At 56.3% G+C, this 12,709-nt stretch carries 14 protein-coding genes; 7 read left to right on the forward strand and 7 right to left on the reverse strand.

All coding sequences use genetic code 11. The features are described 5' to 3' along the window. The first annotated feature begins 31 nt into the window (after positions 1-31). The 4 genes from AB5Y84_RS16900 to AB5Y84_RS16915 all read left to right on the forward strand — a co-directional run bounded on the left by AB5Y84_RS16900 (position 32) and on the right by AB5Y84_RS16915 (position 2,299). A complete protein-coding gene (locus AB5Y84_RS16900) occupies positions 32-226 on the forward strand; it encodes a hypothetical protein (RefSeq protein WP_013724188.1) in 195 nt (64 codons plus the stop codon). Beyond that, positions 207-1,127 (forward strand): aspartate carbamoyltransferase, encoded by a 921-nt coding sequence (gene pyrB / locus AB5Y84_RS16905; protein ID WP_005339735.1) that lies wholly within the window; start codon positions 207-209, stop codon positions 1,125-1,127. Before AB5Y84_RS16900 ends, pyrB begins: the two co-directional genes overlap by 20 nt. 15 nt (positions 1,128-1,142) lie before the next feature. Further along, positions 1,143-1,607 (forward strand): aspartate carbamoyltransferase regulatory subunit, encoded by a 465-nt coding sequence (pyrI, locus tag AB5Y84_RS16910; protein ID WP_005339730.1) that lies wholly within the window; start codon positions 1,143-1,145, stop codon positions 1,605-1,607. 200 nt (positions 1,608-1,807) lie between these two features. Next, a complete protein-coding gene (locus AB5Y84_RS16915; RefSeq protein WP_005339728.1) occupies positions 1,808-2,299 on the forward strand; it encodes an arginine repressor in 492 nt (163 codons plus the stop codon). 132 nt (positions 2,300-2,431) lie between these two features. Here the strand turns inward: AB5Y84_RS16915 and AB5Y84_RS16920 are convergent, their stop codons facing one another. The 4 genes from AB5Y84_RS16920 to arcA form a co-directional block, all read right to left on the reverse strand. Further along, entirely contained in the window at positions 2,432-3,838 is a 1,407-nt protein-coding gene (locus AB5Y84_RS16920) for a YfcC family protein (protein WP_005339725.1), read from the reverse strand. Positions 3,839-3,961: 123 nt separating this feature from the next. After that, complete coding sequence (gene argF / locus AB5Y84_RS16925; protein WP_005339721.1) at positions 3,962-4,966, reverse strand: ornithine carbamoyltransferase; 1,005 nt, start codon at positions 4,964-4,966, stop codon at positions 3,962-3,964. Positions 4,967-5,045: 79 nt separating this feature from the next. After that, positions 5,046-5,972, reverse strand: a complete 927-nt coding sequence (arcC, locus tag AB5Y84_RS16930; protein ID WP_005339719.1) for a carbamate kinase — start codon at positions 5,970-5,972, stop codon at positions 5,046-5,048. Positions 5,973-6,034: 62 nt separating this feature from the next. Continuing rightward, complete coding sequence (gene arcA / locus AB5Y84_RS16935) at positions 6,035-7,255, reverse strand: arginine deiminase (RefSeq protein WP_058056224.1); 1,221 nt, start codon at positions 7,253-7,255, stop codon at positions 6,035-6,037. 747 nt (positions 7,256-8,002) lie between these two features. On the opposite strand from arcA, the gene AB5Y84_RS16940 reads away from it, so the two are divergent. The 3 genes from AB5Y84_RS16940 to AB5Y84_RS16950 all read left to right on the forward strand — a co-directional run bounded on the left by AB5Y84_RS16940 (position 8,003) and on the right by AB5Y84_RS16950 (position 9,294). Further along, a complete protein-coding gene (locus AB5Y84_RS16940) occupies positions 8,003-8,179 on the forward strand; it encodes a hypothetical protein (RefSeq protein WP_368177426.1) in 177 nt (58 codons plus the stop codon). A 97-nt stretch (positions 8,180-8,276) separates the two neighbouring features. Beyond that, the gene (locus tag AB5Y84_RS16945) at positions 8,277-8,924 is read left to right on the forward strand and encodes an AAA family ATPase (RefSeq protein WP_005339716.1); all 648 of its coding nucleotides are present in this window, start codon (positions 8,277-8,279) and stop codon (positions 8,922-8,924) included. Position 8,925: 1 nt separating this feature from the next. Then, on the forward strand, positions 8,926-9,294 hold the full coding sequence (locus tag AB5Y84_RS16950) for a hypothetical protein (RefSeq protein ID WP_005339715.1): 369 nt from the start codon (positions 8,926-8,928) through the stop codon (positions 9,292-9,294). A gap of 736 nt (positions 9,295-10,030) precedes the next feature. Here AB5Y84_RS16950 and hemN read toward each other — a convergent pair. The 3 genes from hemN to yihI are packed head-to-tail and all read right to left on the reverse strand — an operon-like array spanning position 10,031 to position 12,475. Then, entirely contained in the window at positions 10,031-11,404 is a 1,374-nt protein-coding gene (gene hemN / locus AB5Y84_RS16955) for an oxygen-independent coproporphyrinogen III oxidase (RefSeq protein WP_368177427.1), read from the reverse strand. Between the two features lie 31 nt (positions 11,405-11,435). Then, positions 11,436-11,876 (reverse strand): DUF2489 domain-containing protein, encoded by a 441-nt coding sequence (locus AB5Y84_RS16960; RefSeq protein ID WP_005339712.1) that lies wholly within the window; start codon positions 11,874-11,876, stop codon positions 11,436-11,438. Positions 11,877-11,887: 11 nt separating this feature from the next. Next, positions 11,888-12,475: a Der GTPase-activating protein YihI gene (gene yihI, locus AB5Y84_RS16965; RefSeq protein WP_019445784.1), complete on the reverse strand. Its 588-nt coding sequence runs from the start codon at positions 12,473-12,475 to the stop codon at positions 11,888-11,890. Positions 12,476-12,709 lie beyond the last annotated feature (234 nt).

The raw sequence follows: 12,709 nt of genomic DNA on the forward strand, positions 1-12,709 counted from the left end.
GTCCGGTTTTGAAAAAGGTCGGGACGAAACGATGCAGTTTTTGATTCAGAAAACAGCCTTGCAGACGGGTGGTGCGCACCAGAGCGGCCCCGTTGTTTCCGGTTCCCACCCCAACGATCCCCAGTTATTTTTAAAAAAAGCCCCTGTTTCAGGGGCTTTTTTTTGTGCCCGAAAAACCTCCAATGATGTCAAAGGGAATGCAGACGATGACCAATCCACTCTATAAGAAACATGTCATCTCCATTTCGGACCTGACCCGGTCAGAAATGGAACTGGTAGTCTCAACCGCACAACGGTTGAAGGCTGAACCTGACACCAGCCTGTTGAAAGACAAGCTGGTTGCCAGCTGCTTCTTCGAAGCCTCCACCCGCACCCGCCTCTCGTTCGAGACCGCGGTACAGCGCCTTGGCGGCAACATCATCGGCTTCGCCGACGGTGGCAACACCAGCGCCAAGAAGGGTGAGACGCTGGCTGACTCCATCAAGATCATCGGTTCCTACTCGGATGCGGTGGTGATGCGCCACCCGAAAGAGGGCGCGGCCCGTCTGGCCTCCGAGTTCTCCCGCGTGCCGGTCATCAACGGCGGCGACGGCTCCAACCAGCATCCGAGCCAGACCCTGCTCGACCTGTTCACCATCCATGAGACCCAGGGTCGTCTGGACAACCTCAACGTCGCCTTCGTCGGTGACCTGAAATATGGCCGTACCGTACACTCGCTGGCCCAGGCCCTCAGCCTGTTCAACTGCCGCTTCTTCTTCATCTCCCCGGAAGCGCTGGCGATGCCGGACTACATCTGTGAAGAGCTGGAAGAGAAGGGTATCCAGTTCAGCGTCCACCAGACCATGGAAGAGGTGATGCCGGAGCTGGACATCCTCTACATGACCCGCGTCCAGAAAGAGCGCTTCGACGAGACCGAATACAAGCACATGGCTGCCAAGTTCATTCTGGAGCTGGCGACCTTGGAAGGGGCCAAGCCCACCATGAAGATCCTGCATCCCCTGCCCCGCGTCGACGAGATCGATGTCGCGGTCGACAAGACCCCCCACGCTTGCTACTTCCAGCAGGCGGAGAACGGGGTCTATGCACGCCAGGCGCTGCTGGCACTGGTACTGAACGAAACTGTCTGAGCTTAGGGGAATATCATGTCTGACAAGAACCAACTGCAAGTCGAAGCCATCCGTCACGGCTCCGTCATCGATCACATCCCCGCTGGCCAGGGCATCAAGATCCTCAAGCTGTTCCAGCTGGTCGAAACCCAGGAGCGGATCACCGTCGGCTTCAACCTGAAATCCGGCGCGCTGGGCAAGAAGGATCTCATCAAGATTGAGAACACCCGCCTGACCGAGCAACAAGCCAACCAGCTGGCGCTGTTCGCCCCGAAAGCGACCGTCAACATCATCGAAGACTTCAATGTGGTGAAGAAGCACCAGCTGGAGCTGCCGGAGTTCATCGCAGGGGTGTTCCACTGCCCCAACTCCAACTGCATCTCCCACAACGAGCCGGTAGACAGCTACTTCCGGGTGCGCGAAGTGAAAGGCGTGGTGCGGATGAAGTGCAAATATTGCGAGAAGTCCTTCACTCAGGACATCGTCAGCGAGCGTTACTGATATCTGATTGGGCCCCACGGGGCCCATTTTTGAACCCTGTCACATCACCGAATTTCCAGTCAGCTATAATTTGCCATCGCAAGATGGTAATGCACGCTCATTCCCTGCATATAGATGGATTATCAGTGTTTTTGCCTGATAACTGACTGCTATGGCAGATATCGCGCGTTTACCTCCGGTCATCATCAAAGGAATTCGCCGTGGTCAAAACCCTCAGTCGTCCCGTTGCCCAAGAGCCCGATCTGGCCCAGCTGGATGCCTGTCGCCAGATCATCGGTCAGCACTGCTACAGCACCCAGGAAGAGATCCGCCGCGAGCTGTCGGAGCGCGGCTTTGCCGACATCAGCCAGTCCACCATCTCCCGTCTATTGCGCCGCCTCGGCGTTGCCAAGGCGCAGAATGCCAACGGCAAGAAGGTCTACACCCTGGTCGATGAGCAGCTGGAACCCGCCGGCAGTACCCGCTCGATCCACGACATGGTGCGCGAAGTAGTACACAACCAGCAGATGGTGCTGATCCACACCACTCCGGGGGCCGCCACCGTGGTGGCTCGCCTGCTGGATCGCAACGCCAATCCCGAGATCATGGGTGCCGTCGCAGGTAATGATGTGGTGCTGGTCGCGCCGCGCCATATCAGCCGTACCCGTCAGGCTCACGCCGCCGTGGTGCGCACCCTGGCGCAGGCCCGCTAAGCCATTTCCCCTAAATACATCGAGGCGACCCGCGGGTCGCCTTTTTGTTGCCTGCAACTTTGTGCCCATCACTTCTTGCGCCCATAAAAAACGGGAGCCCGCAGGCTCCCGTTTCATCTTGCTTGTTATCCCTCAGGAGAGCACGGCGCCCAGGCTCAGGCAGACCACGATCAGCACGGTCAGGATACCGAGCAGCGGAGCCACCCACTTCAGCCAGCGCACATAAGGCACCTTGGCGATGGCCAGACCGCCCATGACCACGGCGGAGGTCGGAGTCACCAGGTTCACCAGACCGGAAGCAGACTGGTAAGCAGTCACCACCAGATCGCGGCCCACGTTGGCGAAGTCGGCCAGCGGCGCCATGATCGGCATGGTCAGTACGGCCAGACCGGAGGAGGACGGCACCAGGAAGGAGAGCACCACTTCCAGCACGAACATCACGTTGATAAAGACGATGGTGGAGAGGCCGGTCACGATCCCTTCTGCACTGTGCAAAATGGTGTGAGTGATCATGCCGTTATCCATCACTACCACGATACCGCGGGCGATACCGATGATCAGCGCCACACCCAGCAGGTCGCGGGCACCGTCGATAAAGTTGGAGGTCAACTCCTCCTCGCTCATGCGGGAGATGAGACCAACGATGATAGCGGCAGCCAGGAACACACCGGAGATCTGCGCCATCCACCAGCCCAGCACGGCCACACCATAGATCATCACGGCAAAGGCGGCGACGAAGATACCCAGCACGATTTTACGGGTCAGGGTGAACTCCAGCATCTGGTCGCTCTTGTTGCCGAGGAAGTGGGCACGGTTCTCTTCCCACTTGTCAGCCACCAGAGATTTGCTCGGATCGCTGCGCACCATCTTGGCGTAACGCATGACGTAGGCAACACAGAGCAGCCAACCGGCGACCAGCATGGCAACGCGCAGCCAGATACCATCGGTGAAGGAGATACCGGCCGCGTTGGCGGCGATCACGGTGGCAAACGGGTTGATGGTAGAACCGAGAGTACCGATACCGGCACCCAGCAATACGGTTGCCGCTGCCACCACAGGGTCGAAGCGGGCGGCCATCATCACCGGCACCAGCAGGGTGTAGAACGGCAGCGACTCTTCGGCCATCCCGTAGATGGTGCCGCCTGCGGCGAACAGCGCCATCAGGATCGGGATCATCCACTCTTCACGGCCACGCAGACGGTCGGTCACACGTTCGATACCGGCATCGATGGCACCTGTCTTGGTCACAATGCCAAGAAAACCACCGATGATCAGGATAAAGAGGGAGACGTCGATGGCGCCAGCCTCATAGGTGTCGTGGTTGTAGAGGCCATCGATAGGTGCCAGCAGCACGTCGACGATCCCCTGGGGATTCCCCTCCACCAGTTTGTAGGTACCCGCCACCGGCACTTCTTTGCCGAGGGCTTCGTTCATGGTCATCTCGTATTTGCCGGCCGGCACTATCCAGCTCAGGGCGGCCACCAGGGCGATCAGCACAAACAGTATCGTGTAGGCTGACGGGAACTTGAATTTGGTCATGGTCCAGCTTCCTTCTGTGGGTGTGGTATCCATGCAGGCTGCGGGTTGTAGGGTTAGAGGTATTATGCCGCTGTCACATGGTCGAAAAGCCGGGGGTCGCCCCCCGGCACCACTACTGCGACCTTAGTCGCCCAGCGTAGCAACCATCACTGCCTTGATGGTGTGCATCCGGTTTTCGGCCTCGTCGAACACGATGCTGTGCTCGGATTCGAACACGTCCTCGGTCACTTCCAGGCCTTTCATGCCATATTTGTCAGCCACTTCCTTGCCCATGGTGGTCTCGTCGTTGTGGAACGCCGGCAGGCAGTGCATGAACTTCACATCCGGGTTCTTGGTGGCATTGATGACATCCATGTTGACCTGATACGGGGTCATCAGTTTGACGCGCTGATCCCAGGCTTCTTTCGCTTCACCCATGGATACCCAGACGTCGGTGTAGAGGAAGTCAGCACCCAGCACACCCTCTTTCACATCTTCGGTCAGGGTGATGCGTGCGCCGGTCTCTTCGGCAATCAGGCGGCACTTGGCAACCAACTCCTCTTCCGGCCAGAAGGCTTTCGGCGCGACCAGACGGATGTCCATGCCCATTTTGGCGGCGCCGACCATCAGGGAGTTACCCATGTTGTTGCGGGCATCACCCAGGTAGGCGAACTTGATTTGATCCAGACGCTTGCCCTTGCCATGCTCCAGCATGGTCATGAAGTCGGCCAGGATCTGGGTCGGGTGGAATTCGTTGGTCAGGCCGTTCCAGACCGGAACACCGGCGTAGGCGCCCAGCTCTTCCACGATCTCCTGACCGTAGCCGCGGTATTCGATACCGTCATACATGCGACCCAGTACACGGGCGGTGTCCTTCATGGACTCCTTGTGACCGATTTGGGAACCGCTCGGGCCAAGGTAGGAGACTTGTGCGCCCTGGTCGAAGGCCGCCACTTCAAACGCACAGCGGGTACGGGTGGAGGTCTTCTCGAAAATCAGGGCGATGTTCTTGCCGACCAGATGCTTGCGCTCGTAGCCACCGTATTTGGCTTTCTTCAGGTCGATGGCCAGGTCGATCATGTATTGGATTTCGCGCGGGGTGAAGTCCAGCAGTTTCAGGAAGTTACGGTTACGCAGATTAAAAGCCATGATGAGTTCTCTCTATATATGTTTCAGACCAGTTCGGGCAGTAGTGTTGACTACGCATTCTCAGTACAGATATCGGTAATTACGCATGTACGGTGCGGGTGGCGACGATATTGGTGCCGGCTTCACCCTTGAGGATGGCGAGGCCATCTTCCAGCGAGCCGATGCCGACCATGCCGCCGGTCGCTTTGACAAATTCACAGGAAGCTTCGACTTTCGGTCCCATGGAACCTGCGTCGAACTTGACCCCGGCCAGCTCGTCCGGGCTGGTGACCCGCAGCGGACGCTGGGTCGGTTTGCCCCAATCCAGATAGACGGCATCGGCATCGGTCAGGATCAGCAGGGCGTCGGCCTTGATCTGCTTGGCCAGATAGGCGGCAGACATGTCCTTGTCGATGACGGCTTCGATACCGGTCAGGCTCTGGCCATCCCAGGTCACAGGGATGCCGCCACCACCGGTACAGATGATGAGGTGGCCCTGGGCAATCAGGGTTTCGATGGCGTCGCCTTCTACAATGCGCTGAGGCAGCGGGGACGGCACTACGCGGCGGAAGAACTTGCCGTCAGCCTTGACCACCCAGTGCTTCTCTTCTGCCAGGGTGCGGGCTTCAGCTTCTTCGTAGACGGGGCCGATAAATTTGGTCGGGTTGGCGAATGCCGGATCCTTGGGGTCGACCTGCACCTGAGTCAGCAGCGCGGTGACGTTGCGGCTCGGCATCAGGTTTTTCAGCTCCTGGATCAGCATGTAGCCGATCATGCCCTGAGACTCGGCACCCAGCACATCCAGCGGATAGGGGGATACCTTGGTGTAGGCGCTGTTTTGCAGGGCCAGCAGGCCGACTTGCGGGCCGTTGCCATGCACCAGCACCACGTTGTACTCCTGAGCGATCAGGGCGATGGTCTTGGCGGCAGTTGCAATATTCTTGCGCTGGATATCCGCTTCCAGTGGCTCACCACGACGGAGCAGAGCATTGCCACCCAGAGCGACGACGACAGTTGGTTTTTTCATAGTGGTTAATCTCGAGTTTGGTTCTGTGTGGCGCCAGCTTCTGCCGGCGCCACGCCGTCTCATCAGATGCTGTCGCGTTCCATCGGGCAGCTCATGCAGCGGGCGCCGCCGCGGCCACGGCCCAGTTCATCACCCGGGATGGAGAGAACTGTGATACCGGCCTTGTCATATTTCTCGTTGGTGTAGGTATTGCGCTCGTAACCCACCACCACGCCGGGACGCACGGTCAACACGTTGTTGGCGTCGTTCCACTGCTCGCGTTCGGCTTCGAAGCTGTCACCGCCAGTGGTGATGATCTTCAGCTGATCCACGCCCAGTGCTTTCTCGATAGCAGTGACGAAGTAACCCTCTTCCTTGATGTTCATGCCGGTGGCGCCGCCCGGAGTCAGGCTCCAGCACTGCACATCCTTGCGGATCACTTCCGGATAGACGGAGAAGGTATCGATATCCATGTGGGTCATGACGGTATCCAGGTGCATGCAGCTGCGGTGTTTCGGCAGCTCCATGGCGATGACCTGCTTGGCCTGACCGTGTTTGAACAGGCTGCGAGCCAGATGCTCGACACCTTGCGGGGTGGTGCGCTCGGACATGCCGATCAGCACGGCACCGCGGCCGATAACCAGTACGTCGCCACCCTCGATGGTGGAGTTGTCGTAGTCACGCTCCTCGTCACCGAAGTACTTGATGAAGTCCTGACCGGCAAACATCGGGTGCCAGCGGTAGATGGCCTTCACATGGTTGGTCTCGCGGCGACGAGCCGGCTTGGCCATCGGGTTGATGGAGACGCCACCGTAAACCCAGCAGGAGGTGTCACGGGTAAAGAGGTGGTTGGGCAGCGGCTCGATGATGAAATCGGTCGGAGCGTGCATGCCCACTACCATGTTGATGCCGCTGTAGGGCATCTCGGAGTAAGTCAGGCCGCCGGAGAGAATGCGGGCCAGTTCGCGGTGCGGCATGTCAGCCAGGAAGCAGCGCACGTCATTGGCAAAAGAAGAGCCGAGGCGGTAGTCGGAGACCTGATGTTGCAGCAGCCAGGTTTTGGCTTCCGGCACATCCAGGGTCTCGGCCAGCAGATTGGTCAGCAGGAAAACTTCGACATTCTGATCGCGCAGTACCTGAGCGAATTTGTCGTGCTCCTGACCGGCGCGTTCAACTGACAGGACGTCATCGAACAGCAGATCCTGGCAGTTGGAAGGAGTCAGACGCTTCAGACTGAGGTTGGGGCGGTGCAACATGACACGGCGCAATTGGCCAACTTCAGAACCTACATAAAATTTGCTCATGATTATATTCCGTCTAGCAGTGGTCCCTGCGAGTGATTGAATAGATTCCTTCTATTCATGCTCGTGGCTAAGGCGGGATATTCTTTATGTAGGGTAATCGGCTTATGTTCTATCCTGCCCTTGCCTTTCGAGACCGAGGTTAGCCCTGCGAATCACGACAAACTTAGACATTGATCACATTCACCCAGAACTGAATATATTCACCATCCAATCTATGACTCCGGTAGCAAATTGCGCATTTTCCACACAAAGCGCACCGAATAACCATGCAAAACCACCCTGCTATATTTCAGATTGATTCATTTTTTATTCATGCCAGTTCACTGGAGTGATTAAATGAAAATAACAAAAACCGTTAAAAATCATTATCATAAATAACTTTACAAATAAAATTTGAATATTACTCCCTAGGTATTGAATACATCGCCGTGACGGGAGGAACGCGGGAGAAATAAATATTCACCTCGACCACATTCACTGCATAAATCTTTTCTTGTTCCAGATCATGGCATTGATGCCAACCCCATCAGGCCAGGCCTCATCAGTCATCACCTCTTTGTGCAGTTCAACTTAATATGCACAAAGTCCGCATCAAGGTGGGCAGCCATCCTCGTCGGTCACCACAACGCCTTTTGATACTTTTTTCATTAATTGAATTTATTCGTCTCACCTTGCGCTGGCGCCAACCTCGACTTAACTCAGAAAGTGATCCAGATCACACAGGAATGGCACTACCAAGGAGTTGTTATGAAGATGAAACCCATGCTGTTGCTCGCGACTTTGCTGCTCTCTGCGCTCCCCACCCTCAGTCAGGCTGAAGGAGCTCCTACCATGCCCATGGTGGTATGCCATGTCGACAAGGCCCCCCAGATGCTGGTGCCTGACTATGTCTGCCGCTGGCAGGGAGGCAGCGTTCATTACTAGTCGAAACAACGAGAGGAGCATCACTCCTCTCGCCTTGTGATGAGACTGGCCCCTCCTATACTGAAATCAGCGGTTTTCTCATGGATAGGGGAACGTCATGATCTTGTTGGTCGGTGGAGAGAAGGGGGGGAGTGGCAAGAGCTGCCTGGCACAAAATCTGGCGGTCTACCTCAGATCCCAATTTCAGGGGGAGGTGTTACTGGTCGACTGCGACCCGCAGCGCACCACATCTGACTGGATTCAGGAGCGCAACGACAACCCGGAGCTGCCACAAATCAACTGCGTACAGCTCTATGGCAATATTCGCAACGACCTGCTCAGCCTGAAAAACCGCTACGACTATGTCATCGTCGATTGCGGCGGGCAAGATAACCGGGCTCTGCGCTCCACCATGGCTGTCGCCACCCACGCCCTGATCCCCTTGCGTCCGAAACGCCGCGACCTTAAGACCCTGCCCCACATGGAAGATCTCATCACCACCTGCAAGATGGTCAACCCGACCCTCAATGCAGCAGTAGTGCTGACCCAGTGCCCCGCCCTGCCCAATCAGGTAAAACGCATTCTGGAAGCGAAAGAGGTTTGCTCCTCGTTCGGTGTCGACGTCCTGAACGCCATCACCTACGGCCGCAATGTCTATGACGACAGCGAAGAGAAGGGACTGTCGGTGATGGAGATCGAGCCGGATGGCAAATCCGCCGAAGAGATCCGGGCCATCGCCAAAGAGTTCCTGCAAGTGGGGGTGTGAGATGGGTCTGGCCGATCTGAAGAAAAAGCACCAGCTGCATCACCAGAAGAAGTTCACCGTCGACGAATTTATCGAAGATGCGGAGTTCTACGCCAAAGGCAAACCCAAGGTGGTCAGCCTTGAACTGGGCCTGCATCGTGACGAAGCCCTGTCGGCGCTGGCCTTTATCGAGAGCGGCGAGCACCTGAAGCCCAGCTACAAAAAAGCCACCTTCTCCATGAGCACGGTGGCCATCGACGAGCTGGGTAATCTGACCCAGCAAGACGGCATGAACAAGTCCCTGTTGCTGCGCCTCTTTACCCACTACTTCTCTTCGCTGACTCCTGAAGAGCGCCAGACCATCTATGAGCGGCTCAACCAGCGCTCATAATTTCTCCATTCAACCGCTCTTGTGTGCCTCGCCAACTCACCCCGAATGACCATCATCAGACTGCAAAATCTGTTTCTGAAGCAACCAAAACGCCGTGTAAGAGATCTGCCATTCCAGATGTAAGCTAACGGCCAAAAAGATCCCCGAGATAATCGGAAGATAGGATCTTAAAACATGAAGAAGAGAAACTTAACTAGCTGTTTATAAATGAATAAATCGAAACTCACCACTTTCGAAATAGCTAATGACAAAAACGTTTTCCAATCTGGCGTTGTAGCCGGTTAGAAAATCCTTATAGTTACTCATGCACGGACGCAATGAAGTCGGTCAGGAAGACTGGCTGCCAGGGTTGGGCAAATGGACTCACCACAGGATGTGGTAAAGGACACCTCCCAGGACGGAGAAAGTGCGACGGGACAGGATGACTCGTCAGGCCAAGATGGCTAAAGGACACCCCAAAGGATTGGGAAGGGGAAACCTAAAGGAAGAGGTAAACAGTCAGGGATTGCAGGGAGCAACTTCGTTCAAGGATCTGAGCGATACGACTACCGGGGGCGACGCAAGTCGCCCCCATCTTTTTATCTGCATTTCACCGTCCCCTTGCTTGGCTCTCAATTGCTTGCCTCAGCGCAGAGACTTCTTACCAGAACCTTCCCGACCCGCTGCTTAAGCAAAAATACATATGAAAGGGGCGCCACAATGGCGCCCCTTTCTGTTTTCTGATCGGCAAACAAGCTTATATCACGCGAGAAAACTGCTGCTGGCGCGCCTTGTTGCGCAAGTACACGTCGAAACACATGCAGATATTGCGGATCAGCAGCTGCCCCGTGGAGGAGACCTCCAGACCATCCTCCGTCATACGCACCAATCCATCGTTGATGAAGGTCTGCAGCAACTTGAGATCGTCGGCAAAATACTCTCTGAAATTGAGCCCGTGCGCCTGCTCGACAGCGGCAAAGTTCAGACGGAAATCACAGATAAGCCGCTTGATCACCTCACGGCGGATCAGGTCATCCTGATTGAGCGAGCAGCCTTTCCACTGGGCATGACCCAGCTCTGCAACCTGTGCGTAATAGGTCTTGAGCTCTTTCTGGTTCTGGGAGTAGGCATCACCGATCATGCTGATGGAGGAAACCCCCAGCCCCAGCAGATCACAATCACCTTGAGTGGTATAACCCTGGAAGTTGCGGTGCAGCTTGCCCTCGCGCTGCGCCACTGCCAGCTCGTCATCGGGTTTGGCAAAATGGTCCATGCCGATGAACTGGTAACCCTGGCCAGTGAGGAAGGCAATGGTGTCCTGCAACATGACCAGCTTCTCCTGCGGCGCAGGCATATCCACCTCTTTCAACTTGCGCTGGGCAGCAAAGCGACTCGGCAGATGGGCATAGTTGAAGATGGAGAGGCGCGCCGGATCCGTCTTGAGCACTTCTTCCAGCGTATGGTGGAAGCTGGCACGATCCTGATGCGGCAGGCCATAGATAAGGTCGAGGTTGGTCGAGCGGAAGCCTAGTTCACGGGCCCGTTCCAACATGGCTTTAATAAAGTCGTTGTCCTGCTCGCGGTTGACCGCAACCTGCACATCCTTGTTGAAGTCCTGCACCCCAAGGCTGATGCGGTTGAAGCCGACGTCTCGCAACACATCCAGCATGGTAATGGCGATCTCGCGCGGATCGACCTCGATGCTGAACTCCCCCTCTTCGGCGAAATGGAAGTGCTCACGCAGCATGGCCATCAGGCGGCGCGTTTGCGCTTCATCCAGATAGGTGGGTGTACCGCCACCCCAGTGCAGCTGGGTGACCAGACGGCGCTTGAAGAGCGGGGCTTGCGCCTTGATCTCCTGCTCCAGGTAGTCGAGATACTCGTCAGCCTTGTGCTGATGACGGGTAATGACCTTGTTGCAGCCGCAGTAGTAGCAGAGCTTGTGACAGAAAGGGATGTGCACGTAGAGCGACAGATTGCGCTCGGGATACTGACCGGCAGCACGGACAAAATCCGGATAGCCGAAGCTCTCGTTGAACTCCAGCGCAGTGGGATAAGAGGTGTATCGCGGGCCACTGTAGTTATATTTTTCGATCAGGGCCTGATCCCACACAATCTGTTCTGCTTGCACGCTCGCTTCCTCTCTTGTTGTTATTGTTGGCTCACCGACCTAACTGAAAATCCTTCAGCTGGGCCACATCCTTGAGGATCTGAGCCTCCAGCTCGGCCTCGTAGCCGCTGCGTTCGAGATCCATCTTCATCACTTCATTGCGTTTGAGGGCACGTCTGGCCTCATGAGTCGGCATATCTTTCACCTTCTCATACAGCCCGTACAGACCCGGGAACTCGGCCACGAACGCTCGCCCCCCCTTGATCTGCAACGCATCCAGCAGATTGGTCAGCCGAATGGCGCCTTCGGAGTAATCGCACTGCCCCTCCTGCACCGCATGAGCAATGACCCGCACGCTCTCCAGAATTCGTTCATTGCGAGCGGTAATCGCCTGCCACTGCATCGCTTGCTGTCGTCTCAGCCTGGCCAGCAGCATACCTGCATAGATGGCCAATCCTGACAAAATCAGGCCGCCCAACAGGGCGGCCAGCATCCATCCACTCATCACTTTTTCTTCGGCTCAGGCTTGGGTTCCGGCTTGAAATCGACCTGGTTGAAACGGTCCCACAACTCCTCTTCGGAGGCCGGTTTCTGCTCGTCGAACTCGGCGTCATCGCCATCATCAAACGGCAGCTCATCATCTTCATCATCGTCGTTGTCGATGATGCCCAGCTCATCCATCAGCTCCTGATAACGGTCGACACGCTGATCAACCCAGGCCTGCTCGGCCGCTTCCAGGGTTTCGCCGGCATCAAGACGATCCAGCAGATCATTCAAGCGGTCATCGTTTTCGATGGAAGCCAGCTCCTGCTCGGGCGTCATCACCAGCTTCTTCTCTTTCACCGCCTTGGGTGCTGCCGGCTTCTTCTGTTTGTCATCCACCACCAGAACTACCGGCTTGCGGGAACCGATACGCGGATCTTTGGACTGGCTGTTGCCAGACTTGTTCTTCGGCTGTTCAACTTGCTGACGAGAACCAGCCTTCAGGCCCTTGCGCTTGGCAGCCCGTTTACGCTCACGGCCTTCCTGAGCACTGACATCAGATTCTTTGCGCTTGCCAGTAGGCTTGCGAGTGGGTTGTTTGGCAGACATGAATGGCTAACTCCGAAAAAAAAACTGGTTTGACCCGTACCCGGGATGATCTCACCCGGTGGGATACGATGCGAGGAACAGTAAGGCTGGAACAAGAGCAGGATCCCGCACCAATCAGGCCCAATCAGGCCACTGAACACCGCAGGATCGGTATCCTCTGGGCATGTTGCTGGTATTTTGACACAGAATGGCTGATCGGGTTAATGACCCAAAAGAAAAAAGGCAGCCGAAGCT

This window comes from Aeromonas sp. s11 (assembly GCF_040907945.1).
GTDB classification, from domain to species: Bacteria; Pseudomonadota; Gammaproteobacteria; order Enterobacterales; family Aeromonadaceae; genus Aeromonas; species Aeromonas veronii.

Bases quoted from the DNA above. Each gene is read 5' to 3' on its own strand.
- AB5Y84_RS16920 (WP_005339725.1), bottom strand. From the start codon at position 3,838: ATGACCAAATTCAAGTTCCCGTCAGCCTACACGATACTGTTTGTGCTG.
- arcC (WP_005339719.1), bottom strand. From the start codon at position 5,972: ATGAAAAAACCAACTGTCGTCGTCGCTCTGGGTGGCAATGCTCTGCTC.
- AB5Y84_RS16940 (WP_368177426.1), top strand. From the start codon at position 8,003: ATGAAGATGAAACCCATGCTGTTGCTCGCGACTTTGCTGCTCTCTGCG.
- yihI (WP_019445784.1), bottom strand. From the start codon at position 12,475: ATGTCTGCCAAACAACCCACTCGCAAGCCTACTGGCAAGCGCAAAGAA.
- AB5Y84_RS16950 (WP_005339715.1), top strand. From the start codon at position 8,926: ATGGGTCTGGCCGATCTGAAGAAAAAGCACCAGCTGCATCACCAGAAG.
- AB5Y84_RS16960 (WP_005339712.1), bottom strand. From the start codon at position 11,876: ATGCTGGCCGCCCTGTTGGGCGGCCTGATTTTGTCAGGATTGGCCATC.
- AB5Y84_RS16900 (WP_013724188.1), top strand. From the start codon at position 32: ATGCAGTTTTTGATTCAGAAAACAGCCTTGCAGACGGGTGGTGCGCAC.
- argF (WP_005339721.1), bottom strand. From the start codon at position 4,966: ATGGCTTTTAATCTGCGTAACCGTAACTTCCTGAAACTGCTGGACTTC.
- arcA (WP_058056224.1), bottom strand. From the start codon at position 7,255: ATGAGCAAATTTTATGTAGGTTCTGAAGTTGGCCAATTGCGCCGTGTC.
- pyrI (WP_005339730.1), top strand. From the start codon at position 1,143: ATGTCTGACAAGAACCAACTGCAAGTCGAAGCCATCCGTCACGGCTCC.
- AB5Y84_RS16945 (WP_005339716.1), top strand. From the start codon at position 8,277: ATGATCTTGTTGGTCGGTGGAGAGAAGGGGGGGAGTGGCAAGAGCTGC.
- pyrB (WP_005339735.1), top strand. From the start codon at position 207: ATGACCAATCCACTCTATAAGAAACATGTCATCTCCATTTCGGACCTG.